Annotated in this window: 24 protein-coding genes and 1 tRNA gene; 17 read left to right on the forward strand and 8 right to left on the reverse strand. The window is 60.1% G+C overall.

The features are described from left to right. The first annotated feature begins 81 nt into the window (after positions 1-81). From trpE to ACKTSJ_RS01365, 6 genes are all read left to right on the forward strand, one after another. Positions 82-1569 carry an anthranilate synthase component I gene (gene trpE, locus ACKTSJ_RS01340; RefSeq protein WP_407896628.1) on the forward strand — a complete coding sequence of 496 codons (1488 nt, stop codon included), beginning with the start codon at positions 82-84 and terminating at the stop codon, positions 1567-1569. A gap of 9 nt (positions 1570-1578) precedes the next feature. Then, positions 1579-2148, forward strand: coding sequence for an anthranilate synthase component II (locus ACKTSJ_RS01345; RefSeq protein WP_407896630.1), 570 nt, complete (start codon positions 1579-1581; stop codon positions 2146-2148). Further along, positions 2145-3164, forward strand: coding sequence for an anthranilate phosphoribosyltransferase (gene trpD, locus ACKTSJ_RS01350; RefSeq protein ID WP_407896632.1), 1020 nt, complete (start codon positions 2145-2147; stop codon positions 3162-3164). The genes ACKTSJ_RS01345 and trpD overlap by 4 nt, the downstream gene beginning before the upstream one ends. 5 nt (positions 3165-3169) lie before the next feature. After that, on the forward strand, positions 3170-5125 hold the full coding sequence (locus ACKTSJ_RS01355; RefSeq protein ID WP_407896634.1) for a RelA/SpoT family protein: 1956 nt from the start codon (positions 3170-3172) through the stop codon (positions 5123-5125). Between the two features lie 100 nt (positions 5126-5225). Next, positions 5226-5663 carry a helix-turn-helix domain-containing protein gene (locus ACKTSJ_RS01360; RefSeq protein WP_407896636.1) on the forward strand — a complete coding sequence of 146 codons (438 nt, stop codon included), beginning with the start codon at positions 5226-5228 and terminating at the stop codon, positions 5661-5663. Between the two features lie 35 nt (positions 5664-5698). Continuing rightward, the gene (locus ACKTSJ_RS01365) at positions 5699-5899 is read left to right on the forward strand and encodes a DUF3079 domain-containing protein (RefSeq protein WP_407896638.1); all 201 of its coding nucleotides are present in this window, start codon (positions 5699-5701) and stop codon (positions 5897-5899) included. Between the two features lie 111 nt (positions 5900-6010). Here ACKTSJ_RS01365 and ACKTSJ_RS01370 read toward each other — a convergent pair whose 3' ends face one another. From ACKTSJ_RS01370 to dcd, 6 genes are all read right to left on the reverse strand, one after another. After that, complete coding sequence (locus ACKTSJ_RS01370) at positions 6011-7579, reverse strand: AAA family ATPase (protein WP_407896639.1); 1569 nt, start codon at positions 7577-7579, stop codon at positions 6011-6013. 120 nt (positions 7580-7699) lie between these two features. After that, a complete protein-coding gene (locus ACKTSJ_RS01375; protein ID WP_407896641.1) occupies positions 7700-8122 on the reverse strand; it encodes an RNA-binding S4 domain-containing protein in 423 nt (140 codons plus the stop codon). Between the two features lie 14 nt (positions 8123-8136). After that, positions 8137-9489, reverse strand: coding sequence for a diguanylate cyclase domain-containing protein (locus ACKTSJ_RS01380; protein ID WP_407896643.1), 1353 nt, complete (start codon positions 9487-9489; stop codon positions 8137-8139). A gap of 174 nt (positions 9490-9663) precedes the next feature. Continuing rightward, the gene (locus ACKTSJ_RS01385) at positions 9664-11910 is read right to left on the reverse strand and encodes an Orn/Lys/Arg decarboxylase N-terminal domain-containing protein (protein ID WP_407896645.1); all 2247 of its coding nucleotides are present in this window, start codon (positions 11908-11910) and stop codon (positions 9664-9666) included. A gap of 204 nt (positions 11911-12114) precedes the next feature. After that, on the reverse strand, positions 12115-12336 hold the full coding sequence (locus ACKTSJ_RS01390) for a hypothetical protein (RefSeq protein WP_407896647.1): 222 nt from the start codon (positions 12334-12336) through the stop codon (positions 12115-12117). Beyond that, positions 12336-12902, reverse strand: a complete 567-nt coding sequence (gene dcd / locus ACKTSJ_RS01395; protein WP_407896649.1) for a dCTP deaminase — start codon at positions 12900-12902, stop codon at positions 12336-12338. Before dcd ends, ACKTSJ_RS01390 begins: the two co-directional genes overlap by 1 nt. Before the next feature lie 235 nt (positions 12903-13137). Here dcd and metG point away from each other — a divergent pair, with 235 nt between their 5' ends. The 3 genes from metG (at position 13138) to ACKTSJ_RS01410 (ending at position 17682) form a co-directional block, all read left to right on the forward strand. Beyond that, positions 13138-15387, forward strand: a complete 2250-nt coding sequence (gene metG / locus ACKTSJ_RS01400; RefSeq protein ID WP_407896651.1) for a methionine--tRNA ligase — start codon at positions 13138-13140, stop codon at positions 15385-15387. Between the two features lie 164 nt (positions 15388-15551). Beyond that, entirely contained in the window at positions 15552-16943 is a 1392-nt protein-coding gene (sthA, locus tag ACKTSJ_RS01405; protein WP_407896653.1) for a Si-specific NAD(P)(+) transhydrogenase, read from the forward strand. Positions 16944-17606: 663 nt separating this feature from the next. Continuing rightward, positions 17607-17682, forward strand: a tRNA-Phe gene (locus tag ACKTSJ_RS01410). 278 nt (positions 17683-17960) lie between these two features. Here the strand turns inward: ACKTSJ_RS01410 and ACKTSJ_RS01415 are convergent. Together ACKTSJ_RS01415 and ACKTSJ_RS01420 are read right to left on the reverse strand one after the other, a co-directional pair. After that, entirely contained in the window at positions 17961-18887 is a 927-nt protein-coding gene (locus ACKTSJ_RS01415) for a hypothetical protein (protein ID WP_407896655.1), read from the reverse strand. A gap of 3 nt (positions 18888-18890) precedes the next feature. Then, positions 18891-20132 (reverse strand): hypothetical protein, encoded by a 1242-nt coding sequence (locus tag ACKTSJ_RS01420; protein ID WP_407896657.1) that lies wholly within the window; start codon positions 20130-20132, stop codon positions 18891-18893. 236 nt (positions 20133-20368) lie between these two features. Here ACKTSJ_RS01420 and ACKTSJ_RS01425 point away from each other — a divergent pair, with 236 nt between their 5' ends. From ACKTSJ_RS01425 to ACKTSJ_RS01460, 8 genes are all read left to right on the forward strand, one after another. Then, positions 20369-20713: a helix-turn-helix domain-containing protein gene (locus ACKTSJ_RS01425; RefSeq protein WP_407896659.1), complete on the forward strand. Its 345-nt coding sequence runs from the start codon at positions 20369-20371 to the stop codon at positions 20711-20713. Then, positions 20710-21642, forward strand: a complete 933-nt coding sequence (locus tag ACKTSJ_RS01430) for an ImmA/IrrE family metallo-endopeptidase (protein WP_407896661.1) — start codon at positions 20710-20712, stop codon at positions 21640-21642. Before ACKTSJ_RS01425 ends, ACKTSJ_RS01430 begins: the two co-directional genes overlap by 4 nt. Before the next feature lie 4 nt (positions 21643-21646). After that, positions 21647-21982, forward strand: coding sequence for a hypothetical protein (locus ACKTSJ_RS01435; protein ID WP_407896663.1), 336 nt, complete (start codon positions 21647-21649; stop codon positions 21980-21982). A 102-nt stretch (positions 21983-22084) separates the two neighbouring features. Next, the gene (locus tag ACKTSJ_RS01440) at positions 22085-22348 is read left to right on the forward strand and encodes a hypothetical protein (protein ID WP_407896664.1); all 264 of its coding nucleotides are present in this window, start codon (positions 22085-22087) and stop codon (positions 22346-22348) included. Between the two features lie 59 nt (positions 22349-22407). Further along, positions 22408-23913, forward strand: coding sequence for an IS21 family transposase (gene istA, locus ACKTSJ_RS01445; RefSeq protein WP_407896673.1), 1506 nt, complete (start codon positions 22408-22410; stop codon positions 23911-23913). Beyond that, positions 23906-24706 carry an IS21-like element helper ATPase IstB gene (gene istB / locus ACKTSJ_RS01450; RefSeq protein WP_407896666.1) on the forward strand — a complete coding sequence of 267 codons (801 nt, stop codon included), beginning with the start codon at positions 23906-23908 and terminating at the stop codon, positions 24704-24706. Before istA ends, istB begins: the two co-directional genes overlap by 8 nt. 236 nt (positions 24707-24942) lie before the next feature. Further along, positions 24943-25992, forward strand: coding sequence for a Fic family protein (locus tag ACKTSJ_RS01455; protein WP_407896668.1), 1050 nt, complete (start codon positions 24943-24945; stop codon positions 25990-25992). A 407-nt stretch (positions 25993-26399) separates the two neighbouring features. Then, on the forward strand, positions 26400-26651 hold the full coding sequence (locus ACKTSJ_RS01460) for an Arm DNA-binding domain-containing protein (protein WP_407896669.1): 252 nt from the start codon (positions 26400-26402) through the stop codon (positions 26649-26651). Positions 26652-26713: the final 62 nt, after the last annotated feature.

Raw genomic sequence — 26713 nt, forward strand, 5'->3', positions numbered from 1 at the left:
GCTGAATTGTGGGTCGGACTTCAGTCCGACAGACAGCTTGTCGGGTTAAAACCCGACCTACAAATTCCCAGGAGGTTTTTCATGTTGCATCCCATTTCAGAACAGGAATTTCAGGCACTGGCCAAACAGGGCTACAACCGCATTCCACTGGTCGCGGAGACCTTCGCCGATCTCGATACACCGCTCTCGCTCTACCTCAAGCTGGCCAACCAGCCCTTCTCCTACCTGCTGGAATCGGTGCAGGGCGGCGAACGTTTCGGGCGCTACTCCTTCATCGGCCTGCCGGCCAGCACGCGCATCAGCGTGCGCGGCAATGCAGTCACGCTGAATACACCGCAAGGTGAAACGACTCAGCAAGCAGAGAATCCGCTGGACTTTATCAGCGATTACCAAAAGCGCTTCAAAGTCGCGCCGCTGTCCGGCCTGCCGCGCTTCACCGGCGGCCTGGCGGGTTATTTCGGCTACGACACCGTACGTTACATCGAGCCGCGCCTGGCCAAAACGCAGAAACCGGACACGTTGGGCACGCCCGACATCCTGCTGATGCTGACCGAGCAACTGGCGGTGGTGGACAACCTGTCCGGCACGCTCACCTTCATCGTGTATGCCGATCCGGCGCAGGCTGATGCCTACCACGCCGCACTGCAACGGCTGGACGACCTGCAACAGGCCTTGCGCCAGCCGGTACAGATTCCGCAAGCGGCGCAGTTGCGCCGCCAGGAAGCCAAGTCGGAGTTCGGCGAGGCCGCCTTCAAGGCCGCCGTCGAAAAATCCAAGCGTTACATCTTCGACGGCGACATCATGCAGGTGGTGTTGTCGCAACGCATGGCGCAACCTTTCCCTGCATCGCCGCTGTCGTTGTACCGCGCACTGCGCAGCATCAATCCCTCGCCCTACCTGTTCTACTACGACATGGGCGACCATCACGTGGTCGGCTCCTCTCCGGAGATCCTGGTGCGGCTGGAAAACGACACGGTCACCGTGCGTCCCATCGCCGGCACGCGGCCGCGCGGCAAGACGCCGCAGCAGGATGCCGAACTGGCAAAGGAACTGCTGGCCGATCCCAAGGAGCTGGCGGAACACCTGATGCTGATCGACCTCGGACGCAACGACATCGGTCGCGTCGCCGAGCACGGCACGGTCAAGCTCACCGACAAGATGGTCATCGAGCGTTACTCGCACGTGATGCACATCGTGTCCAACGTGGAAGCCAAACTGAAACAAGGTCTGGATGCGATGGACGTACTGAAGGCCACCTTTCCCGCCGGCACCGTGAGCGGCGCGGCGAAAGTACGTGCGATGGAGATCATCGACGAACTGGAGCCTTCCAAGCGCGGCATCTACGCGGGTGCGGTCGGCTACCTCGGCTTCAATGGCGACATGGATGTCGCCATCGCGCTGCGCACCGCCGTGGTGAAAGACAAGACACTTTATGTGCAGGCGGGCGCAGGCATCGTCGCCGACTCCGATCCCGACAGCGAGTGGATGGAGACACAGAACAAGGCGCGCGCGGTACTGCGCGCGGCCGAGATGGTGCTGGACGGGCTCGACGCCCAGAACCACCGCTAGGAGAACACCATGTTATTGATGATCGACAACTACGACTCCTTCACCTACAACCTGGTGCAATACTTCGCCGAGCTGGGCGCGGACGTGGTGGTGAAACGCAACGACGAGATCAGCGTGGCAGACATCGCGCAGATGAACCCGCAACATCTGGTCATCTCGCCCGGCCCCTGCACGCCGAACGAGGCGGGCATCTCGGTTGCGGCAATCAAAACCTTCGCGGGCAATATCCCGCTGCTGGGCGTATGTCTCGGCCACCAGAGCATCGGCCAGGCTTTCGGCGGGCATATCATCCATGCCAAGACGCTGATGCACGGCAAGACCTCGCTGATTAACCACCACGGCAACAGCGTGTTCACCGGCCTGCCGAATCGGTTCACCGCGACGCGCTACCATTCGCTGGTGATCGAACGCGAGACGCTGCCGGATTGCCTGGAGATCACCGCCTGGACCGATGACGGCGAGATCATGGGCGTGCGCCACAAGACCTTGCCGGTGCACGGCGTGCAGTTCCATCCCGAGTCCATCCTGACCGAACACGGCCACGCCATGCTGAAAAATTTTCTGGAGGGGAAACCATGATTACGCCGCAACAGGCACTCGTCCGCCTGATCGAACAGCGCGAAATTTTCTATGACGAGATGGTATCGCTGATGCGCCAGATCATGCGCGGCGAAGTCGCGCCGACCATGATCGCGGCGCTGCTGGTGGGATTGCGCGTCAAGAAAGAGACCATCGGCGAGATTTCAGCCGCCGCCTTCGTGATGCGCGAGTTCGCCACCAAGGTGCCGGTCAGCCGGCGCGAGCATCTGGTGGACACTTGCGGCACCGGCGGCGATGCGGCGCATACATTCAATATCTCCACCGCCAGCGCCTTCGTCGCTGCGGCTGCGGGTGCGCGCGTCGCCAAGCACGGCGGACGTTCGGTGTCCTCCACTTGCGGCTCGGCCGATGTGCTGGAAGCGCTGGGCGTGAACCTCAACCTGACCCCGGAACAGGTCGGCCACAGCATCGACGAGATCGGCATCGGCTTCATGTTTGCCCCCAACTTCCACGGCGCGATGAAATATGCCGCGCCGGTGCGCAAGGAGCTGGGCGTGCGCACGATGTTCAACGTGCTGGGACCGCTCACCAATCCGGCGGGCGCGGAAAATCAGGTGATGGGCGTGTTCCACCCCGATCTGGTCGGCATCCAGGCGCGCGTGCTGCAACGCCTCGGCAGCCATCACGTACTGGTGGTGAACGGCAGCGACGGCCTGGACGAGATTACCCTCAACGGCCCGACCCGTATCGCCGAATTGAAAGCGGGACAAGTGAGCGAATACAGCATCCGCGCGGAAGACTTCGGCTTGCGCAGCACGACGCTCGATGCCGTGCGCGTGACCGATACCGCCGGCGCCAAAGCCATGCTGCTCGGCGTGCTGCAGAACCAGCCCGGTGCCGCGCGCGACATCGTCCTGCTCAACGCGGGCGCCGCGATTTATGTAGCGGGGTTGTCCGACACCCTGGCCGGCGGCGTGCAAAAAGCGGCCGAGATGCTCGCCTCCGGCGCGGCGTTCGCCAAACTGGAACAGTTGAAACAGTTCAGCCATCGCTGAACCCCGTGGTCTCCGTCCAACATCAGTTTCCGCCGCTCGCCGGCCAGGATGGCGAAGATATCCAGAGCTGGCTGGCCGCGCTGTCCGGCAGCCATGCGCCCGCCGAGATCGGGCTGATTCGGCAAGCGTGCGAATTCGCCGCACCGCTCTATCAGGGCCAAACCGACCTCACCGGCACGCCCCTGTTGCAGCATGCGCTGGGCTCGTCTTCCATTCTCGCCGGCCTCGGCATGGATCACGAAACCATCGCCGCCACCGTGCTGCATGCCGTGCCCGGCTTGCTGGAAGACTGGCACCCGCTGTTGACCGAACGTTTCGGGCGCGGCGTGGCCGGGCTGGTGGAGGGCATCGCCCGGATGGAACACGTGCGCCAGTTCAGCGAGATGCGCGGAGAGGAAAACAAGGAGCAGGCCGCGCAGCAGGCCGAAAGCCTGCGCAAGATGCTGCTGGCGATGGTAGAGGACATCCGCGTCGTCCTGATCAAACTGGCCGAGCGCACACAGACCCTGCGCAATCTGTCCCGCGCGGATGCGTCCCTGCAACGCCAGGTTGCGCAGGAGACGCAGAGCCTGTTCGCGCCGCTCGCCAACCGCCTCGGGATCTGGCAAATCAAGTGGGAACTGGAAGACCTGTCGATGCGCTATCTCGAACCGGCGTTGTACAAGCAGATCGCCGCCCAACTCGACGAGCGGCGCATCGATCGCGAGCGCTATATCGCCGACCTCATCGCGCAGCTCAGGCAAGCCCTGGCGCGTGCCGGAATAAAGGCCGAAGTGAGCGGCCGCCCCAAGCACATCTACAGCATCATCAACAAGATGAAGCGCAAGCAGCTCGATTTCGACCAGTTGTACGACGTGCGCGCGTTAAGGGTCCTGGTCGAAACTGTCGAGCAGTGTTATGCCGCGCTCTCCATCGTGCACGAGTTGTGGCTGCCGATCCAGAAAGAGTTTGACGACTACATCGCGCGCCCCAAGCCGAACGGTTACCGCTCGCTGCACACCGCCGTGCTCGGCCCGCGCCGCCTGTCGGTGGAGGTGCAAATCCGCACGCAACAGATGCACCACGATTCCGAGCTGGGCGTGGCAGCGCACTGGCGCTACAAGGAAAACCGCAAGTCGGAAAGCGGGCTCGACCGCAAAGTCGCCTGGTTGCGCCAGGTGCTGGCGTGGAAAGCGGAACTGGCCGACAACGGCGAATTGCATGAGCCGTTGCGCAACGAACTGCTGCACGACCGCGTCTATGTGCTGACCCCGCAGGGCAAGGTGATCGACCTGCCGCAGGGTGCGACGCCGGTGGACTTCGCTTATGTGCTGCACACCGACCTCGGCCACCGCACGCGCGGCGCCAAGGTGGACGGCAACATCGTCCCGCTCAAACACAAGTTGCAGACCGGCCAGCGCGTGGAAATCCTCACCGTCAAACAGGGCGGCCCCAGCCGCGACTGGATCAACCCGCAGCTCGGTTATCTGCAAAGCGCGCGCGCCCGCGCCAAAGTGCGCCACTGGTTCGCGGAACAGAATCTGGACGACAGCATCGCGCAGGGACGCGCCCTGCTCGAACGCGAACTGCACCGCATCGGCGCGAACGACATCAACCTGGAGAAGCTCGCCCAGCAACTGCGCTTCAACAAGCCGGACGATCTGCACGCCGCACTCGGGCGCGGCGACATCACCCCGCGCCGCGTGAGCCTCGCCATCACCCCCGAGGCACCCGCGCCGCGCAAGGTTCCCTCCGGACAACACAGTGCGCACACGCCGCGTGTCCTGGTCGAGGGCGTGAACAATCTCACTTATAAACTGGCCCTGTGCTGCCGTCCGCAAATCACCGACGCCATCGTCGCCTACGTCACCCGCGACCGCGGCCTCACCATCCACCGCCGCGATTGTTCGTTCATGCAACGCGTGCCGCAGGAAAGGGAGGATCGTTTGCTGAATGCAGGATGGGCAGCCGCATCCGAATGATTCATAATCCCGCCACGGTCTGCGGCGGCGCATCTGCGCCAGCGGTCGCGTCGCGCCCTTTGGGGTGCATTCCATTCCCGCCATCACCATAGGAGAGAATATGGCCAACCTCGCAAGCGTATTGAAGGAAGAAATTTCGCGCCTGTCGCGCAAGGAAGCGCGCAGCGAAACGGACAAGCTGAAAAAAGCCTCGGCACAATACAGAACCGAGATCGCAGCGTTGAAACGCCGCATTGCGGCGCTCGAACAACGGATCGCGCGGCTGGACAAATCCGTCGCCAGAGGGCCGGCAACTGAAACGGATGGTGCCGCAGAAAGCAACGTGCGCTTCAGCGCAAAAGGTTTCAGATCGCTGCGGCAGCGGCTGGGCTTGACGGCAGAAGCCCTCGGAAAAATCCTGGGCGTGTCGGCGCAGACCATCTATGGATGGGAGGCGGAAAATGCCAGCCCGCGCAAACAGCACCTGCCCGCGATCGCGGCCTTGCGCAAGATGGGAAAAAAGGAAGCCACAGTCCTCCTGGAACAGCGCACCCGCTAAACATTTCGCGCCGCCCCCGGCAACACAAAATTGAGATGGCGAAAAAATTCCCAACCCACCCCAAACACCCGGAGCGCATCTGCTGGGGATGCGATAAATACTGCCCGGTCGATGCCATGAGTTGCGGCAACTGGTCCGACCGCACGCAGCATCCGTCTGAATTGTTCGGCAGCGACTGGCTCGAATTCGGCACCGAAGGAAGCGATCCCGCAGCAAAACCAAAGAAGTCCGTGTAGGCCGTTTCTGGCCGCTTCGCATATCCACGCGGCACGCCACGACTCAAAAAAAACCACCCACCCCAACCTCGGGCGCCGATCGGGCATGTCCCTCCGCCCCCAGCGGCGCGCTCATGCGGCAGACAACAGCGATGCCAGTTTGCGCCAGCCTTGCGCGTTGGCGCGGCTGCCCGGTGCTTGCGCGGTGCTGAATTCAGCCGTCCGCGCATGTTCTGTGGACGAGAGCGGTTGCGCGACCTTGCGCAGTTTTTCCAACACCGCCACATCCGCCTCCGAAGCATCGTGCCGGCGCTGGTCGAGGCGTTGGCGCAGGGCAGCCTCCTGGGCATGCAGGCTGGCAATCGCAAACGGGATGGACAGCGCTTGTGCAAGACGGCGGAATTGCGCGCGCTCCGCCCGGTTGAGAAAGGCAGCATCAACGATCACGGGATAGCCCGCCTGCAAGAGGGATCGTGCCAGTTCAAGCAGGCGCGTGTAGGTTTTTTCTGTCGCCGCCGCATCGTAAATGTCGCCGCGACTGCGTTCGCCCGCCTGCAAGCCATGCAGACGTTTGCGCTCGACATCGGAGCGGATGCGGACGGCACCCATCTGCTCGATGACATATTGGGCAAACGTGGTCTTGCCCGATCCCGGCAGCCCGTGGGTGATGATCAGCGCTGGCCGCCGTTCGTGCAGGCAACGCTGCGCCAGCGCCAGATAACGGCGGCAAGCATGCAGCGCCTGCACTTTGGCGCGCGCGGCCATCCCCGTCTGGCGGGCACGGATGGCGGCAATCTTGGCGCGCACCGCCGCGCGGTAGGCCAGATAGAAATGCAGCACGGCCACGCCCGCGTAATCGCCGCTCGCTTCCAGATAAGCGTTGAGGAATCGCCACGCGTAGTCAGGCTGTCCGTGCTGCAGCAGATCCATCATGGTGAAGGCCACCTCGTCCATCACGTCGATCCACCGCAAGGCCTGCGAGAACTCGATGCAATCGAACGGCACAGGTGCGCCGTTGATGAGCGCGATGTTGCCCAAGTGCAGGTCGCCGTGACATTCGCGTACGCACCCGGCACGACGCCGCGCTTCAAACAGCGCCGCACGACTTTCCCATTCGCGCATCGTTGTCTGCTGCAGCGTCTCCACCTGGCGCAGATCGTCCGCATCCTGAAACAGCCTGCGCAACTGATCGAAGTTTTGCTGCGCGGCAGCGCGTATGGTCGCAGCGCTCCCAAATTCAGTTTTCAAATCCACTGTTGCGGCACGCGCATGGAAAAGTGCGACTGTGCTTGCCAGCGCATCGACGTGCGCTGCCGTAACCTTGCCCTGCCGCAGACACTCATCCATCAGCGCGCCATCGAGAAAGCGGCGCATCTTCACCGCGTATTCAATCGCGGGCTGCACACCGAACTGTAGCGCCTCCGCGCTGCCGCCGATGCTCAGCACATCGAGATAGAGTTCCGACGCGGTGCGCCGGTTGAGGCGCAACTCCTCTGCGCAAAAATGTTTTCTGGCTGACAGTGAGGTGTAATCAAGGAAACCGAGATCGACCGCCTTCTTGATCTTGTAGGCGAATTTTCCGGCCAGCACTATCCATGAAATATGCGTCTCGATCACGCGCACGCTGCGCACAGTATGCGGGTAGCGCTGCGAATCGCGGAGCGCAGCGATGAGCTGGTGCTGGCTAGTAAGCCGTTGCATGCTTGACCACACTTATTGCGTACGCTCGTGGGTCGGACTTCAGTCCGACAATCCCGGTATGAATGCATGAAGCTTGTCGGACTGAAGTCCGACCCACAGTAGATGGGAAACATCCCGCTTTCACTCGAAATCACCCCAGGCGCTCTTGCGCGACGGACGTTCGCCTTCCACCAGACGCGCGATCTCGCGCCGGTCGCGCTTGGTCGGGCGGCCTTTCAATTCCGACTGCGGCAACAGTTTGTTCTGCTCGGCCTGTATCGCGCGCTTGCGCTTGCTCTCGTCCGTCTCGCGATACAGCTTCTGCGCCACCGGTGCCGGGCCGCGCTTGCCGGACAGTTCCAGGATCTCGACTTCGTGCTGATAGGGGCCGAGACGGATCACCAGCACGTCGCCCACCCCCACCGTCTTGGCCTGCTTGATGCGCGCGCCATCCAGGGTCACCTTGCCACTCTCGACAGCATCGGCGGCGATGCTGCGCGTCTTGAAAAAACGTGCCGCCCACAGCCATTTATCGACGCGGAGTTTTTCGGCGGGTTCGGTCATTGGACTGAACGTGCTCACGCCGCCTTGCGCTGCTGCTTTTCCGCGTACATCTGCTGGTCGGCCAGCTTCAGAAGCGTGTCAAGGCTACCCCCGAATTTCGGGCACAGCGCCATGCCGATTGACACGCCGACCCGGAGTGTGGCGCCTTCGAACGGGATGGGCGCTTCGATCTCGCTGCGCAACCGCTCCGTCAGTCGCTGCACAGTGGACGGGTCCACATCGTCCATCAGCACGATGAACTCGTCGCCGCCCCAGCGCGCTACCGTATCGTTTTCGCGCACCACGGCACGCGCGCGCTCCGCCACGGCGAGCAGCACCGCATCCCCCGCCTTGTGTCCGCAACGATCATTGATTCCCTTGAATCCGTCCAGATCGAGGAACAGGATGGCGCAAGTCTGGCCGGGGTTGCGCCTTTGTCGCGCGAAAGCCATCTCGGCGCGGTCTTCCAGCAGGTGGCGGTTGGGCAGCCCGGTCAGCGGGTCGTACAGGGCCAGGGTGGCCAGGGCCGATCGGCTGCGGATCAGCAGGTACATCATCCACGCCGCAATCAGCGCCAACGGATAGAACAGAGACCGCGCCCAAGCATCGGCATGACCGGAACCGGGGTCTCGCAGCGGGCGGACTGCGATGAGCCAGCTTCCGCCGGGCACATCGATCGCCTGGGTGAGTGCATCGGCCCGGTCGAACAGCGCCTTGTCGCCCAGCACCACGTCACCGTTCTCCGTGGAACCGGCACTCGCGCGGATGGCATACTCAAACTGCGACAGATCGACCCTTGCAGCGATCACGCTGGCGAAAGAATCCAGGTCGATGACAGTGGACAGCATGCCCCAATAGTGCCGGTCGAGGTACAGGGGGACACGATAAATCAGCCCGCGTCCGCCCTGCACCAGATCGAGCGGCCCGTCCAGCGCTGGCATGCCACGCTCGGCAACCCGCTTCACCATGGGCCACTGCTGCGGAAGATCCGGGTAATGCAAGCCGATCGCCGCTTCGTTGCCTGCCCGGGGATAGACGTATTTCAGGGTATAGCCGACTGCGATGCCGAAGTCCCGCACATACCCGCTGCTCTGGTGCAGGACGGCGAGGATGTCGTTGACTTCCTTGGCTTGCAGTTGGTTGTTGCGCACCACCAGGTAACTGCCCAGCCCGCTGCTCAGATAAAGCACCGAATTCAATTCGCTCTCGACCTGGGCGCGCAGCTTGCCAATGAAGGTGAGGCTGTCAAGGAAACGCGCTTCTTTCTTGTCCGTTTCGCGATAGTTCTGGAGCAGTTCGCCCATCGTTGCGATGACAATGAATACCACGGCCGCACCGAGCAGCGCGAGCTGTTGATCGCGGGTGAATCCGTTTTTTATTTTTGGCAAACCCTCGCCTCCTGCACGGCGGAAATCATCCTCCCCACCGCGCACAGGGTCAAGCGCCAGGCCGTCGTGACTTTGGATAACGCGGGCCATCCGTCCCGCAAACAGCCCGCGCGAACGTGCGATGGGGCGAAGCTTTTCCACTCGCCCTCATGCAGCAGCGTTTGATAGCACGCGTTATTTCACGCAATCAACGTAATACACCCGCTCGCCGTTGCTCTTGTCCGCGACCAGGCCGTGGATGTCGGTCTCGAAGCCGGGGAATTTTTTGTTGAATTCCCGCGCGAACCGGAGGTAATCGACGATGATCTTGTTGAAACGCTCGCCCGGGATCAGCAGGGGAATTCCGGGCGGATAGGGCGTGAGCAACACCGCCGTGATGCGCCCTTCCAGATCGTCGATGGCGACCCGATCAATCTCGCCGTGCGCCATTTTGGCAAAGGCATCCGACGGTTTCATCGCGGGCACCATGGTGGACAAATACATCTCGGTGGTCAGCTTGGCCACATTGTTGGCCTTGTAGATGCCGTGGATCTGGTCGCACAGATCGCGCAGACCGATCTTCTCGTAGCGCGGGTTTTTGGCGATGAACTCGGGCAACACGCGCCACAGCGGCTGGTTCTTGTCGTAGTCGTCCTTGAACTGCTGCAACTCGGTCACCATGCTGTTCCAGCGCCCCTTGGTGATGCCGATGGTGAACATGATGAAGAAGGAATACAGGCCGCACTTCTCCACCACCACGCCGTGCTCGGCCAGGTATTTGGTGACGATGCTGGCGGGGATGCCGCTGTCGGCGAAGTCGCCGTCCACGTCCAGCCCCGGCGTGACCACCGTGGCCTTGATCGGGTCGAGCATGTTGAAACCTTCGGCCAGTTTGCCAAAACCGTGCCAGCGGTCGTCCGCACGCAGTACCCAGTCTTCGCGGTCGGCCATGCCTTCTTCCGACAGGTAATCCGGCCCCCACACCTTGAACCACCAGTCGGCGCCGAACTCGGCTTCCACCTTGCGCATGGCGCGGCGGAAGTCGAGCGCCTCGGCGATGGATTCTTCCACCAGCGCGGTGCCGCCGGGCGGCTCCATCATCGCGGCGGCCACGTCGCACGAGGCGATGATGGCGTATTGCGGCGAGGTGGAGGTGTGCATCAGATAGGCCTCGTTGAAACAGTCCCGGTCCAGTTTTCGCGTCTGGCTGTCGCGCACCAGAATCTGCGAAGCCTGGGACAGACCGGCCAGCAGTTTATGCGTGGACTGGGTGGAGAAAATCATGGACTCCCGGGCGCTCGGGCGATTTTTGCCGATCGCGTGCATGTCCTGGTAGAAATCATGGAAAGCCGCGTGCGGCAACCACGCCTCGTCGAAATGCAGCGCGTCGATCTTGCCGTCCAGCATCTCTTTCAGCATCTCGACGTTGTACATCACGCCGTCGTAGGTGCTCTGCGTGAGGGTAAGGATGCGCGGCTTCTTGGTCTTGTCCTTGATGAAAGGATTGGCGTCAATCTTCTTCTGGATGTTCTCCGGCTCGAATTCGGATTTCGGGATGGGTCCAATGATGCCGAAGTTGTTGCGCGTCGGCGTCAGGAACACCGGCACCGCGCCGGTCATCATGATCGCGTGCAAAATGGATTTGTGGCAGTTGCGGTCCACCACCACGATGTCGTCCGGCGCCACCATCGAGTGCCACACGATCTTGTTGGAAGTGGACGTGCCGTTGGTGACGAAGAACAGATGGTCGGCATTGAAGATGCGCGCCGCATTGCGCTCGGAGGCCGCCACCGGGCCGGTGTGGTCGAGCAACTGGCCCAGTTCGTCCACCGCGTTGCACACATCGGCGCGCAGCATGTTCTCGCCGAAGAACTGGTGGAACATGCGCCCCACCGGGGATTTCAGAAATGCCACGCCGCCGGAGTGGCCGGGGCAGTGCCACGAATAGGAACCGTCCTGCGCATAATCCACCAGCGCGCGGAAGAACGGCGGCGCCAGCGAATCCATGTAGGACTTCGCCTCGCGGATGATGTGGCGCGCCACGAATTCCGGCGTGTCCTCGTGCATATGGATGAAGCCGTGCAACTCGCGCAAGATGTCGTTAGGGATATGGCGCGAGGTGCGCGTCTCTCCGTACAGGTAGATGGGAATGTCCGCGTTCTTGAAACGGATCTCCTGCACGAACGCGCGCAGGGTGCGCAACGCCACTTCCGTTTCCTCCGCACTGCCCGCGCCGAACTCCTCGTCGTCGATGGACAGCACAAAAGCGGAAGCCCGGCTCTGTTGTTGCGCGAACGAGGTCAGGTCGCCATAGCTGGTCATCCCCACGACTTCGATCCCTTCTTTTTCCAGCGCGTCCGCCAGATCGCGGATACCGTGACCGCTGGCGTTCTCGGAACGATAGTCTTCGTCGATGATGATGATGGGAAATCTGAACTTCATGTTGCGCTCCTTTGAGCATTGAAACGGGATACCAAAAAGAGATCACACAACGTTTGCCGGGCGAGGTGAAGGTTCAGTACAGACTCATATTGGCCGCAGGCCAATGTGATGTCGGAGCTAAAGCGGAACTTCATGGCGTAGCCTCTGATGAAATGGTGTTTATTGGCGCGGATTGTCGCAGATTGCGCGGGGAATAAAAGGGACTTATTTGCCGGCCGGGTAGGGGCTGGCGAGGGTGGCGACCAGATCGGCCAGCACTTCGCGGAACTGCTGTTCGTCGCAGCCCATGAGCACCGCATCTTCCAGCGCGTCGCGGCAGACCTGGGCGATCTCGGCCAAGTTCTCCTGCATGACTTTGTTCTTCTCGTAGCAGGCCACCACCTCGCCTTCGGGTGAGTGCCAAACGACTTGCTTGAACTTGTCCATCAGATCTTCGGCAACGTGACGCCGACCTGGCCCTGATACTTGCCGCCACGATCCTTGTAGGACGTTTCGCACTCTTCATCGCTCTCGAAGAACAATACCTGCGCCACGCCTTCGTTGGCGTAGATCTTCGCGGGGAGCGGCGTGGTGTTGGAGAACTCCAGCGTCACATAGCCTTCCCATTCCGGCTCGAACGGGGTGACGTTGACGATGATGCCGCAGCGCGCATAGGTGGACTTGCCCAGACACACGGTCAGCACGCTGCGCGGGATGCGGAAGTATTCCACGGTGCGCGCCAGCGCGAAGGAGTTGGGCGGGATGATGCAGTAATCGGCCTCGACGTTCACGAAAGAGGTCGGGTCGAAGTTCTTGGGATCGACGATGGTGCTGTTGATGTTGGTGAACAGCTTGAATTCGCGCGAACAGCGGATGTCGTAACCATAGCTGGACGTGCCATAGGACACGATCTTCTGGCCATTGACTTCCTTCACCTGGTTCGGCTCGAACGGCTCGATCATGCCGTTCTGTTCGGCCATGCGACGGATCCACTTGTCTGACTTGATGCTCATCCTGTTTCCTTGAGGGGTTTGGTGCGGGCGCGATTTTACCCAAAATCATCGGCGGTGCGTGGGTTTTGCTACAATCGCGCCCTCATCGAATTTAAGTATAAAAGCGAGCGAGGCGGATGCAATGCAAGGCGCGCGGCGCACAGGAACCGGAATGCACACCTAGTGCATGAGGATTCCGAGCACCGCGCAACGCCGCAGTGCGCCGCCGCAGCCGCTTTTAAAGGAATCCCGCAACATGACACGTAAAATCCTAGTTACTTCCGCCCTGCCCTACGCCAACGGCAGCATCCATCTCGGCCACCTGGTCGAGTACATCCAGACCGACATCTGGGTGCGTTTCCAGAAGATGCGCGGCAACACCTGCCATTACGTGTGCGCGGACGACACCCACGGCACGCCCATCATGCTGCGCGCCGAAAAGGAAGGCGTCACGCCCGAGCAACTGATTGCCCGCGTCTGGCAGGAACACTTCGACGATTTCGCCGCATTCCATGTCGCTTTCGACAACTACGGCTCGACCAACTCCGCCGAGAACAAGGAAAGCGCGCAGGACATCTACCGCACGCTCAAGGCCAACGGCCTGATCGAGGTGCGCTCCATCGAGCAGTATTACGACCCGGTCAAGAACATGTTCCTACCGGACCGCTTCATCAAGGGCGAGTGCCCCAAGTGCCACGCCAAGGACCAGTACGGCGACAACTGCGAAGTGTGCGGCGCGGCCTACGCCCCGACCGACCTCATCGAGCCATTCTCCGCCGTGTCTGGCGCGAAACCGGAACTGCGCAATTCTGACCACTACTTCTTCAAGCTCTCTGCCGACTCCTGCCAGCAGTTTTTGCGCCAATGGACGCGCGGCGGTTCGCTGCAAGCAGAAGCTGCAAACAAGATGCAGGAATGGCTGGGCGCCGAGGGCGAGAACAAACTTACCGACTGGGACATCTCGCGCGATGCGCCCTATTTCGGTTTCGAGATCCCTGATGCACCAGGCAAGTATCTCTATGTGTGGCTGGACGCGCCCGTGGGCTACATGGGCAGTTTCAAACAGCTCTGCGCGAAGACCGGCCTCGATTTCGACGAATACTGGAAACAAGGCTCTGACGCCGAGCTGTACCATTTCATCGGCAAGGACATCCTCTATTTCCACGCGCTGTTCTGGCCCGCGATGCTGCAACACGCCGGCTTCCGCACGCCGACCAAGTTGTTCGCGCACGGCTTCCTTACCGTGAACGGCGAGAAGATGAGCAAGTCGCGCGGCACCTTCATCACTGCGCGCAGCTATGTGGACCACATCAAGAACACCGAATACCTGCGCTACTACTATGCCGCCAAACTGAACGGCAGCATGGAAGACATCGACCTCAACCTCGATGACTTCGTGGCCAAGGTGAACAGCGACCTGATCGGCAAGTACATCAACATCGCCAGCCGCTGCGCGGGCTTCATCAGCAAGAAGTTCGACGGCAAGCTTTGCGAAAGTATTCCCAGCCTCGATAAATTCGAGCATCTCAGGAATGCCGACCTCAGCCTAAATGAACAAGTCGCGCAAGCAATAGCAACGAGAGAGCTGCAACCGAGCGCTAATTTCAACTTCTTTGAAGATTTGGATTCCAACGAGTTTGCATTCATTAATTCACTGCAAGCCTCATCAGAAAAAATTAGCTCTTTGTATGAATGCCGTGATTATGCCAAAGCAATTCGCGAAATCATGGCTCTGGCCGACACTGCAAATCAGTATGTGGCAACCATGAAACCATGGGAGCTTGCAAAAGCGGAGGGGCAGGATGAACTCCTCCATCGAATTTGCACCGTAGCAATAAACGCATTCCGCATCATTACCCTGTATCTGAAACCTGTTCTGCCAGAATTAGCAAAGAATGTTGAATCATTCTTGAAAATTTCTCCGCTTCGCTGGGAAGATGCAAGCACATTACTGCTCGGCCACAGCATCAACACCTATCAACATCTGGCGACCCGCCTCGATCCCAAACTGATCGAAGCCATGATCGCCGCCAACCAGGAAAGCCTGAAGAACATGACCGAATCGCATTCGCAACAACGTCACGCTGAAGCGCAGCAGCCCTCTCCTCAATCCTCTCCCGCAAGCGGGCGAGGAAGCGAAGGTGAGAAGCCATCTTCTACTCTGGAGCCAATTTCTGAGACCATCAGCATCGACGACTTCATGAAGATCGACCTGCGTGTGGCGCGCATCGTCAACGCCGAGCACGTGGTGGGCGCCGACAAGCTGATCCAGTTGACGTTGGACATCGGCGAAGAGAAATCGCGCAACGTGTTCGCCGGCATCAAGTCCGCCTACGATCCGGAAAAGCTGAAAGGCCGCATGACGGTGATGGTCGCCAACCTCGCACCGCGCAAGATGAAGTTCGGCTTGAGCGAAGGCATGGTGCTGGCCGCTTCCGGCAGCGAACCCGGCCTGTACATCCTGTCGCCGGATGAGGGCGCGCAGCCCGGCATGCGCATCAAGTAAGTGTTCCATCATTCCGGCGCAGGCCGAAATCCAGATGATTGAATATCCCCCGCGCAAGCGGGACGACATCAAGGGTCGGTCTGCTGCGCAGGATATATTTTTTGAACTGGATTCCGGCCTGCGCCGGAATGACGCAGGCTTATCACTCATAGGAGCGCGCCCGCATGGACTACGACATCCTCATCATCGGCTCCGGCCCCGCCGGTCAACATGCGGCCTGGCAGGCGGCGCGCATGGGCAAGCGCGCGGCGATCATCGAGCGCAAGCCCAGGCTCGGCGGCGCCGGCCTGCAGACCGGCACCATCCCCAGCAAGGCGATGCGCGAGGTGGCCTATCTGTTGTCGCGTTCCGGCGGCATGCGTTCCGCGCTCGCGCCGGACAGCCGCAGCCGCCACGGCCTGCTGGCCGACGCGGTGCGCCGCAAGGAAGGCGTGATCGCGCAGCAGGAATCGGTCATCCTGAAACGCCTGCTGAAACACGGCGTGGCGCTGATCCCCGGCGAGGCATCGTTCGTCGATGCGCACACACTGCAAGTCACCGACGCCTCCGGCAACGCGCGCAAGATATCTGCAGAAGTCATCCTGCTCGCCGCGGGTTCGCGTCCGCGCCGCCCGTCCAACATCCCCTTCGACAAGAAGACGGTGTTGGACTCCACCTCCATCCTCAATCTGCGCCACCTGCCCGACAGCCTGCTGGTGGTCGGCGGCGGTGTGATCGCGTGTGAATTCGTATCTATCTTCGCCGCGCTCGGTGTGCACATATCGGTGGTGGATAGCCACAAGCAGTTGCTCACCTACCTGAGCGAAGACGTGGTCGGCGTGCTGGCCGACAGCTTCCTCGCCATGGGCGTGGACTTCCACATGGAAGAACGCGTAGCGGAAATTGTGCGCGAAGACCACGGCGTGCTGACACGGCTGGCAAGCGGCAAGGAATTCCGCACCGACGCGGTGCTGTTCGCGCAGGGCCGCGAACCAAACAGCGCGGGCCTGCAAGTGGACAAGGCCGGGATCGCGCTGGACGAAGGCTGGGTCACGGTGAACGCGCAGTTCCAGACCAGCGTGCCGCACATCTACGCGGTGGGCGACCTGATCGGCCGCCCCGCCCTCGCCTCCACCGGCATGGAACAGGGACGCAGTGCCGTGCTTCATGCTTTCGGCGGCGCGGAACAGCAGGCCGCCGAGAACCTGCCGATGGCGGTGTACACCATCCCCGAGATATCTTACGTCGGCAAAACCGAGAAGGAAGTGCAGCAGGCGGACATCCCCTACGTGGTCGGGCGCGCCAATTTCAAGGACAGCGCGCGCGGCCAGATCATCGGCGACGCGCAAGGATTGCTGAAGCTGGTGGTGGATGCGCGCAGCGGTAAACTGTTGGGTGTGCATATCGTGGGCGAACAGGCGAGCGAACTGGTGCACATCGGGCAGCTGGTGATGAACCTCAACGGCAGCGTGCGCGACCTGATCAGCAACGTGTTCAACTACCCCACGCTGGCAGAATGCTACAAACTGGCGGCGCTGGATTGCACCCATCAGATGGAGCGGCGCAACAAAGCTTAGGGAGGCGCTGATTAACTATAATTCGTCATTCCGGCGAAGGTCGGAATCCGGTGATTTTAATCAACTGGACACCGGCCTTCGCCGGTGTGACGACTGAATCAGACACACCTGGACTAGCGACTGAATGCCGTTCGTGCTTATAACATTCCCCAACAGAAAGGCGCATATGACTAAGTTACTCGGCTTGCTCTTTCTCCTCCCCGCCCTCGCTTGCGCGACAGCCGTCGCGCCTAGCGGGAGGTGGCGCCCATCTGCCGTGCGGCTTCCTGCAGGCTGATTTTGCCCGCTTTCAACCGATCCAGTACCTGCGCCCGTTTCACTTCTTTCTGACTCATGAGTTTGTCCATTCCCAAAATATCCGCCTCTGTTTTTGACAGGGGTGAGTCTAATTACCAGCGGACATTTCTATTTGGGGCTGACAGAATACGTTTTTGATATTGCTCCTTTGGAGCCTTATCGATACAATGCGCGCCTTCGCATGATCCATCCTTCACCGGATTGGAGAAACGACCTGGTAGCTCAGTCGGTAAAGCAGAGGATTGACAACACGCTGCAACACAGCTTGTTGCGGTAGAGGATAACTTGCAACGCAAGTTAAGTTTGGCAAGGCCCAACGGCCGCAACCAAAATCCTGGCATGCGTTGCAAGATGTTACGAAAAATTGGCCTGGTAGCTCAGTCGGTAGAGCAGAGGATTGAAAATCCTTGTGTCGGTGGTTCGATTCCGCCCCGGGCCACCAAAATTTAACGCCCAACCCTTCTCGGTTGGGCGTTTCCATTTCTGCTTCCCGCAAACCACGCGGGGTTCGCGCCCATTCTGCGTGTGCCGGGGGTGGGTACGGACTGGGCCACAGGTCAGCCAGTTCGACTCTCTTCTGCCCTCTGTTCTCTCAAAATCTCCACCAACTCTTTCGCCGTGGCACGCGCACATTGCCAGTCTGCGCAATGAGTTGTCAGTGTGTCAGATTGAACGGTTTTCCGTCAAACTTGGATAGGCAGAGCATGTCACGAACATTCGTCACTGCTTGGCTGCACATGGCATTGCATACAGTCCTTCGCGTTCCTGCGTATCCACGAGTGTCTGGTAGGCGTGGCGAGGCCCCTCGTATCGTGCCGCCTTGAAAACGTCACTCGGCTTCGTGCTGTTGAGTCCTGCGCGCAGCATTACCTGCTCCCCTCGACGCCACTCGCCCTTGAATTCCCATAGCGCCTTGAAGACGGCCGCCTGACCCGGCGTGCAGTGAATGGCTCCGTCCGGCCAGCTGTCCAACGTGACCCACCGGAAATCCGCCGAGAACGGACCAAAGACAGGTGTCGTCGGGTCAGCCACCACTGACATGCCGACTGTCTCGGCCACCGGGGTGTAGGTGATCCCGCCCCCATAGAATGCGAATCGCTCCTCCAAGGACAACCACTCCACGCCATGCCCAAATGGCTCGCCCCGCGTTTCCCGGTGCCGAGGTGCAATCACGCGGATGTCTCCACCCTTTACCCGGACCCGGTCCAGGATCGTGGGCTCACGCCAGACATTGATCAGGCTGCGTGCCAGCAGTACCGGATCACGTCGCGCCTCACCCAGATGCCAAACGCCGGAACCGAGATCGATGATCCCATCCCGGCTATTGATGTCCATGGCCAGCCGCAACTTCGCCCGAAACCATTCCTCATCGAGTTCCAGCGCGGCAAGGTCATCCGCTTGCACCGAGACTTGACCGCACTCCGGGCAATGGCAACAGCGTCCGCCTTTCCCGTCGCCCCAGATCTGACATCGATGAAGCTGGCAGTAGGGGCATAGCGTATGGGTCTGATTCAGGGCTGCCGGTTTCACCGCCTTGCCGAGGGCGCTGGACGCGGCAATTTCGCCAGGCGACAACATGCTGCGGGCCAAGGGTGTGCCGCCGGTAAACAGACGGCACACCAGCGCCCATGCATCGTGGCTCGCCACTTGTTAGTCCTCGTACACCGGCTGCTGATTCGTGGTCTCGACGTCCGGTGGTACCTCGTGGGCTGAGAGCGTCTGGCCCGGCTGCAGGATGCCCAGCGTGACGAGATAGCTCTCCAACTGTGCCTGCATCTCGGCGTTAAACTTATGCAGGTTCAGCCGTCCCTTGCGCGTGACCTCGATGGTCACCACCTTGGGGCGCATCTTTCCAGGCTCGGGCGGATAGTAGAGATTGATGTGCGCGGCCGTCACCAACCAACCCCGGCTCAGGGGATTCTCGTTGGGAAACTCGTCCTGCAGCAGATCCGTCACGCAACGTTGATCACTGGACGCCATCGCCGTGCAATCCAACTTCAATGCCGAGCTGGGGCTGAGGACGGAGATCGATTTCACCTGCAGGACATCGAATCCATCGGCCTTGGCGGCTGGCACGTTGAAGCCGAGGCTCAATACCGACAAGTCCAGCGTCGGCGGCTTGATGCGTTGGGCGTCGACCTTCACGCCCAGCAGATGCTCGGCGAACGCATCGAGCAGCATCTGATGGTATTTGACGCCGCCCCGCACCAGGGTCCGGGTCACGCCGGTGGCCATCGAGTATTCCAGTACCGAATGGATGTTCGGGTTGCCCACACGACGCTTGAGGTCGTCACCCTCGAACTCCAATTGCAGCATCGCCAGATCCTTGACGTGGACGCTCAGCAAGAAAACCCCAGGGCTGCGTTCCATGACATAGGCCTTGCTCCGGTCGCCGCATTGCATCTCGCGCTGGTAGAACGACGATACGGCCTGACGCAATCCTGTCATGGCCGGCTCCGAGGTGTTGGGCCGGCGGCATACGCCAAGATCGTGCTGCTGGGCCTGCCCGCCGTGACGCTCGAAATGATCGACGTCGCCCGCGCGATCGAACAGGTCTGGGTGCTTTGCGTAGAGCCAGAACGAACGGTGCATGTCGCTCTGGCAGGCCACCAATCCCGATAGCGCAGCCGCATTGCCCGTCGATACCTGGAACATCGCCTGTTTGCCGGCGGCGTCGCCCAACTCAACACTGGCACGGAGTTTCGCCGCCACCCGATCGCGCACCGTCACGTCCGGGCAAGTGAGCAAGGCATCCACCAGCGCCTGCGAGGTTTCTGGCGCATCAGTCCAGGTAAACCCAGCGGGCATGGTCAGCCCATTGTCCGTCAAAAAGTCGCGCAGCCCGGCGTCCACCGGCAGTTCGAGCAGCACTTCGACCCAAGTCTTTTTCATCTTCGTAGTCCTTTCCGAAATGGCGTCGGAGGTCTGCGAACGAGGAAATCGAAGCGCTGGCCGGCGACTATGGTTACTAAACTTATATCGCGTATTAGTAAAGTAGCGTGATACAGCGTGATTCTGTTCCCCTCTTATCCGCTTGTCAATAAGTAAGGAACATCTGGCGCTTTCCTGTATCACAGAGCTATACTTTCAGTCCTATCAGGATTTATTGACGAGACAGGAGCATCGCCATGGGTTCGGCGTTTGGAATACGCCTGCGAAGCCTGCGCGAGGCCAAAGGACTGACCTTGCAGCAGGTGGCCGACGCGGTCGGCTGTACTAAGGCCTATATCTGGGAACTGGAGAAAAAACCGGGGCAGCGGCCTTCCGCCGAACGGATCCAGGCCATTGCGAAGATATTGGGCGTAACGATGGGTGATCTCATGGGAGAGCCTGTTGAAGAAGCACCTGAGGCCACGCCCGATGATGTCGTTTTCTTCCGCGAGTATGTCGGCATGCCGGAGGAGGAGAAACGGCGTTACCGGCAGGCGCTGGAAGTGATGTTTGGCTCGCGCAAGGACGGAGACAAGAAGTGACTGCGGAGGTACTCACGCCGCCCAAGGCCGCGTACAACATCATCAAATGGATGCGGGCCTACCTCGGCGGTGAGATGCCTCTGGTTACAGATCTCGAATTGATCCGGCAGATGCTTCCATCGACGCCCTATGGCAAGGGTGTCAAGGAGATCAAGCCGCCGGCACCTGCGCCGTGGTTTGGCTGCGAGGGTGCGCTGGTCCGCAATCCGGACGATGCCGCCGAGTGGGGCATTTTCTACAACGGTTCTGCCAGGCAGGAGAGGCGGCGCTTCACCATCGCCCACGAGCTTGGCCATTTCGTACTGCACCGCGATCAACCACCCGAAGGCGGCTTCAACTGCGACAAATCCAGTGTCTACTCTGGCTCGGACACCATGGCGGTGATCGAACGCGAGGCCAACGTCTTCGCCAGCAATCTCCTGATGCCTGGGGACGTGTTCGGCAAATGCATCAATGGTTCGCATGTCGACCTGCATCTGCTGAGTGGTTTGGCGAAACAATTCGATGTGTCGTTCGAAGCCTTGTGCATCCGCTTTATCCAGCACACGAGTCAGCGCGCAATCCTGGTTTGTTGGGACAACGGTTATCTGGACTACGAGTCGCGCAGCAGGGCGGCGGTCATGACGCGAGCACGGGTGCGGCGCACGGACGACCCGCAGGAGCCGCTACCGAATACCGTGGCAGCCGATACCTCGGTGGCACAGGAATGGGACGGCATCACTTTGTCGGCTGCCGCCTGGTGTGCTGAGGAGGCGCCGTACATGAAGCTGACGGAGTTCAAGCATACCTACAGCGAGCGCGATCGGGTACTCAGCTTGTTGTTGCTGGAATCGGCCGAGCCGCGACCGTGGGATCGATCATGGCAGGATGGTGATAGCTTCGATAGTTACGACCAGTTCATCACGAACGGCCAGTACCCAAGCAGGTGATCTGGTGAGCGCTTTGAATAATTGTCCGCTGAAAATCGAGGATCAGATCCTGGCAGGTCTTGAAGCCGGCGTTTTGCGCCACTGGCGCTACGCGAAAGAGTTCCTGCATATTAAGCCTGAGTACCTTCTGACCGTCGCAGTCGCCGACGCGCTGTCGAATGGATTCGCCTCAGTGTCCGGCATTGATGTCGCCATAAGACTTGAGGAGCCTACCAAGAACGCGATTTTCACCTTGATGAGTGAGGCGGTAGGGCTGCAGCAGTGGGTAAAAGGCCCCAGGCCGACGGTATCGAGGAAGGGCAAGATCGATATTTTCGTCAGCACTGTTGGTACGCGTTGAAAATTCCCCACTTTTCCTAGTGTCTGCGCGCTGAAAATTACCCAGGTGATTAACCTCCTCCGTTCCGATTTTCGGACTGGAGAAACCAAGGAGATGATCACCATGAACATACTGGGTAAGGTAAGGCGTTTGTATCACCGTGACGGGCTATCGCTGTCGGAAATTGAGCGGCGCACTGGGCTGACACGCAAGACGATTCGTAAATGGCTCAAGACGCCGGAAGGCACGGAGCCGCAGTATTGCCGGCAGCGCGGCGACAACAAGATCACGCCGTACGCGGAGCGTTTGGTGCAGATGCTGGAGATTGACTGTTGCCGCGCACTGAAAATTGACCACTTTATGAGGGTTGTGCGCGCTGAAAATTGACCAGGTAATCCGAGTACGCTGCCTGCTTTTTAAGCAGGAGCAAACGAGAGGTGATTACCATGGTCATGAACGCGAAGATAAGGCGGATGTATTTCCGCGAGAACCTGCCGATCAACGAGATCGCGCGCCGAACGAGCCTGTCCCGCAACACCATCAAAAAATGGCTGAAAGCGACGGAAGGTGCCGAGGTCAAATACCGCCGCAAAGCTGCCCAGACGTTGCTCACCCCGTATGAGCCTTGGCTACAGCAAGCGCTCAAAGCTGACGCGCATCGCCCCAAGCGGGATCGCCGCACCGCCAAGCTGCTGTTTGAAGCAGTGCAACAGCAAGGCTTTGCGGGGGACTACAGTCGCGTCACCGAATTTGTGCGCAAGTGGCGCACCGAAGGCGAAGGCGTGGCGGCCAAATCTGCCTTTGTGCCGCTCAAATTCCAGCTTGGCGAAGCCTTCCAGTTCGACTGGAGCGAAGAATCGCTGGTGATCAGCGGCGTGCAGCGCAAGATCATCGTGGCGCACACCAAGCTGTGCGCGAGTCGCGCGTTCATTCTGAGCGCGTATCCCGGCCAGAGTCACGAGATGCTGTTCGATGCGCACAACCGGGCCTTTGCGGCGCTAGGCGGTGTTGCACGGCGCGGCATCTACGACAACATGAAGACGGCGGTGGACAAGGTCAGTCGTGGCAACGGGCGCATCGTCAACACGCGCTTCTATGCCATGGTGTCGCACTACGTTTACGAGGCCGACTTCTGCAACGTTGCCTCCGGTTGGGAGAAAGGCATCGTCGAGAAGAACGTCCAGGATGCACGTCGCCGCATCTGGATCGAGGCGAAGCAGCACAAGTTCAGCAGCTTCGACGAACTCAACCTATGGCTGGAAGCGCGCTGCCGGGCACTATGGGCAGAGCTGATCCACCCGGACTACGATGGCATCACCGTGCTCGATGCGCTGGAACAGGAGCAACCTTACCTGATGGCGATGCCTGCACCGTTCGACGGCTATGTGGAAACCATGGGGCGTGTATCGAGCACCTGTCTGGTCAGTGTCGACAAGAACCGCTACTCGGTTCCCTGTCATCTGGCCAATCGTATGGTCAGCATCCACCTGTATGCCGACCGCATCACCTTCTATGACGACACGGCCATGGTCGCTACGCACCGCCGCATGCTGGATCGTGGTCAGACCAGCTACGACTGGCTGCACTACGTGCCGCTGATCGAGCGCAAGCCCGGTGCGTTGCGCAACGGTGCCCCATTCGAGGACATGCCCCCGGCGCTGATCAAACTACAGGCCGCCCTGCAACGGCACGAACGACAGGAAGGCAATCGCCTGATGGCCAAGGTGCTGGCGGAAGTCCCGGTGCATGGACTGGAAGATGTGCTGGTAGCGGTCGAACTGGTTCTGGAATCCGGCATCCACAGTGCAGAGCATGTGTTGAACGTTCTGGCTAGGCTGAAGCAGCAGGCACCCCCTGCGCAGGCGGAAACCAGCCTGAGGCTCAACGAGGAGCCGGTGGCGGATACGGCCCGCTATGACCGCCTGACCGAGCAGGAGGTGCACCATGCTTGATATCGTTGCCGAACTCAAAGGGCTCAAGCTGCGCGGCATGGCGGAGAGTTATGCGGAGCTGCTGAGCCAAGGCCGCAACGTCGGATTGGACACCTCGGAATGGCTGATCAAGCACCTGATCGAAGCGGAGAACACGGATCGCGGGTTGCGCTCGATCCGCTACCAGATGACCTCGGCCCGATTCCCCGTGCATCGCTGCCTGGCCGACTTCGACTTCAGTCAGTCCAGAGTGGATGAATCGCTGATCGGTCAACTGGCATCGACCCGCTTCACCGAGGCAGCAGAGAACGTGGTGCTGGTCGGTGGCACGGGGACAGGCAAGACGCATCTTGCGACAGCACTGGGGGTGGCCGCGATCCAGCAACATGGCAAGCGTGTCCGGTTCTACTCCACAGTCGATCTGGTCAACCTGCTGGAGCAGGAGAAGGCGGCTGGCAAGCCGGGGCGACTGGCGAACAGCCTGATGCACATGGATCTGCTGATTCTGGATGAGTTGGGCTACTTGCCGTTCTCGCAGGCGGGCGGCGCGTTGCTGTTCCACCTGCTGTCGAAAATCTACGAACGCACCAGCGTGATCATCACCACCAACCTGACCTTCGCGGAATGGAGCAGCGTGTTCGGCGATGCGAAGTTAACGACGGCACTGCTGGACCGCCTGACGCATCACTGCCACATCGTCGAGACCGGCAATGAGTCGTACCGCTTCAAACAGAGTAGTGCTGCGGCCAAGGATCGGATCAAGACCAGAGAACGGAGCCGACGTGGTTCGATCGAACAGGAGGAACCGTTCTAAAACAGAAGTCGGGAGGCCACTCCCGACTCATCCACCCACTTGAACAGGAGGCGCTACACCATCCCAGTCTGGTAGACTTATCCACAGCAACGGATCAAATCCGATGCAAAAACGCCTGGTCAAAATTCAACGCGCACAGGTGGTCAGTTTTAAACGCGCGCCAACAGATCGGGTGTAAATGGGTGTTGAAATGGATGCGACTCGTAATTGGGTGTAAATGGGTGTAGTATTGGTTCATGCTGAAAACCGACACCATTCAGATCACCCCAGAGATCCTGAGCCTCATTGCCAGGATCGATGAGTTCAAGGGCGCCTGGCGTGCCTTGGGCACGCTCGCCCCCGATCGCTTGTCGGCCCTGCGCCGCGTGGCCACCATCGAGAGCATTGGCTCCTCCACCCGCATCGAGGGCAGCAAGCTGTCCGATCGGGAGGTGGAACAGCTGCTGTCGAACCTGGAGATCAAATCCTTCGCCACCCGCGACGAGCAGGAAGTAGCTGGCTATGCCGAGCTGATGGATCTGGTGTTCTCGTCGTGGCAGGACATTCCGTTCACCGAAAACCACATCAAGCAGTTGCACCAGATTCTGCTGCGCCACAGCGAGAAGGACACCTGGCATCGCGGCAACTACAAAACCAACTCGAACAGCGTTGCCGCGTTCGACGAAACCGGTGCGCAGATCGGTATCGTGTTTCAGACGGCCACACCGTTCGACACGCCGCGCCTAATGACAGAACTGGTGGCTTGGGTAAATCAGGAGCGCGAGACTGCCCGACTGCATCCACTGCTGATCATTGCCCTGTGCGTTGTCGTTTTTCTGGAGATCCATCCCTTCCAGGACGGCAACGGGCGACTCTCCCGAGTGCTGACCACGCTCCTGCTCCTGCAGGCCGGCTACGCCTATGTGCCGTACAGCTCGTTGGAAAGCGTGATCGAACACAGCAAGGAAGCCTACTACCTGGCACTGCGCCAGACGCAGGGTACGATCCGCACGGAGTCTCCCAACTGGCAGCCGTGGCTGGTGTTCTTTCTGCGTTCCCTGGCCGAGCAGATGCGGCGCCTGGAGAAGAAGGTCGAGCGCGAGAAGATCGTGCTGGCGGCCATGCCAGAACTGCAATTACAGATCGTTGAGTTCGCCCGCGAGCATGGGCGCGTCACGATTGGCGATGCCATCAAGCTGACCGGTGCCAGCCGGAATACGCTCAAGCAGCATTTCCGTACCCTGGTCGAGCGCAGCACGCTGAACCAGCACGGCAGTGGTCGAGGGGTTTGGTACGACCTCCGTTAAAACGCGTTTCCCGTCGAATCTGCCCCTCCACACCCTCTTGTGCGAAAAGTGACGTTGCAATGCGGGGAGTAGAGCAAAGTGCGACAAGCTGCTGTTGATCGCCGACAGAACGGCAGTCCTTCCGATTAATGTCATTTATGTGTAGAATCTCGGTTTCCGTGTTGGACTCGTTCCACCACCAAAATACGAAAAAGCCCACCCGCAACGGTGGGCTTTTTTCATGCCCGACAAGCAATAATTTCCATATATATCAATCAATAGTTGTGTTCGTGTAAGTTCGTGGTAGTTCGGTGAGCATCGCCTGTTGCCGAACGATCTGGGGGTATCGGTGGGGGTATCGGTTGCCAAAATTGCATGTTGGGGGTACCGTCTACGTGCCGATACCCCCAAATTGGAGACAAATCACCATGGGCAAGCTCACAGACAAAGCGATCCAGGCAGCAACAGCCACGGATAAGGATTACAAGCTCACAGACGGTGAAGGACTCTATTTGCTGGTCAAAGCCAACGGAACAAGGTCCTGGCGGATGAAATATCGAATCGGTGGCAAAGAGAAATGCTTGACCATCGGCCTTTACCCATTGCGATCACTTAAAGATGCGCGCCAAATGATTGTGCAACACCTTTTCTGTAAAAGTTCTCACGAGCAAAATTCTTGAGGTCGTGCATCAGGTGTTCATGTTCAAATAGATTTTTCCGCTCATCCACTCGTCATCGCATT

The organism is Ferrigenium sp. UT5 (assembly GCF_045866295.1).
Lineage (GTDB): Bacteria > Pseudomonadota > Gammaproteobacteria > Burkholderiales > Gallionellaceae > Sideroxyarcus.

Coding starts and splice junctions, on each gene's coding strand:
- trpE (WP_407896628.1), top strand. CDS start 82: ATGTTGCATCCCATTTCAGAACAGGAATTTCAGGCACTGGCCAAACAG.
- ACKTSJ_RS01345 (WP_407896630.1), top strand. CDS start 1,579: ATGTTATTGATGATCGACAACTACGACTCCTTCACCTACAACCTGGTG.
- trpD (WP_407896632.1), top strand. CDS start 2,145: ATGATTACGCCGCAACAGGCACTCGTCCGCCTGATCGAACAGCGCGAA.
- ACKTSJ_RS01360 (WP_407896636.1), top strand. CDS start 5,226: ATGGCCAACCTCGCAAGCGTATTGAAGGAAGAAATTTCGCGCCTGTCG.
- ACKTSJ_RS01365 (WP_407896638.1), top strand. CDS start 5,699: ATGGCGAAAAAATTCCCAACCCACCCCAAACACCCGGAGCGCATCTGC.
- ACKTSJ_RS01370 (WP_407896639.1), bottom strand. CDS start 7,579: ATGCAACGGCTTACTAGCCAGCACCAGCTCATCGCTGCGCTCCGCGAT.
- ACKTSJ_RS01375 (WP_407896641.1), bottom strand. CDS start 8,122: ATGACCGAACCCGCCGAAAAACTCCGCGTCGATAAATGGCTGTGGGCG.
- ACKTSJ_RS01385 (WP_407896645.1), bottom strand. CDS start 11,910: ATGAAGTTCAGATTTCCCATCATCATCATCGACGAAGACTATCGTTCC.
- ACKTSJ_RS01390 (WP_407896647.1), bottom strand. CDS start 12,336: ATGGACAAGTTCAAGCAAGTCGTTTGGCACTCACCCGAAGGCGAGGTG.
- dcd (WP_407896649.1), bottom strand. CDS start 12,902: ATGAGCATCAAGTCAGACAAGTGGATCCGTCGCATGGCCGAACAGAAC.
- metG (WP_407896651.1), top strand. CDS start 13,138: ATGACACGTAAAATCCTAGTTACTTCCGCCCTGCCCTACGCCAACGGC.
- sthA (WP_407896653.1), top strand. CDS start 15,552: ATGGACTACGACATCCTCATCATCGGCTCCGGCCCCGCCGGTCAACAT.
- ACKTSJ_RS01420 (WP_407896657.1), bottom strand. CDS start 20,132: ATGAAAAAGACTTGGGTCGAAGTGCTGCTCGAACTGCCGGTGGACGCC.
- ACKTSJ_RS01425 (WP_407896659.1), top strand. CDS start 20,369: ATGGGTTCGGCGTTTGGAATACGCCTGCGAAGCCTGCGCGAGGCCAAA.
- ACKTSJ_RS01440 (WP_407896664.1), top strand. CDS start 22,085: ATGAACATACTGGGTAAGGTAAGGCGTTTGTATCACCGTGACGGGCTA.
- istA (WP_407896673.1), top strand. CDS start 22,408: ATGGTCATGAACGCGAAGATAAGGCGGATGTATTTCCGCGAGAACCTG.
- istB (WP_407896666.1), top strand. CDS start 23,906: ATGCTTGATATCGTTGCCGAACTCAAAGGGCTCAAGCTGCGCGGCATG.
- ACKTSJ_RS01455 (WP_407896668.1), top strand. CDS start 24,943: ATGCTGAAAACCGACACCATTCAGATCACCCCAGAGATCCTGAGCCTC.
- ACKTSJ_RS01460 (WP_407896669.1), top strand. CDS start 26,400: ATGGGCAAGCTCACAGACAAAGCGATCCAGGCAGCAACAGCCACGGAT.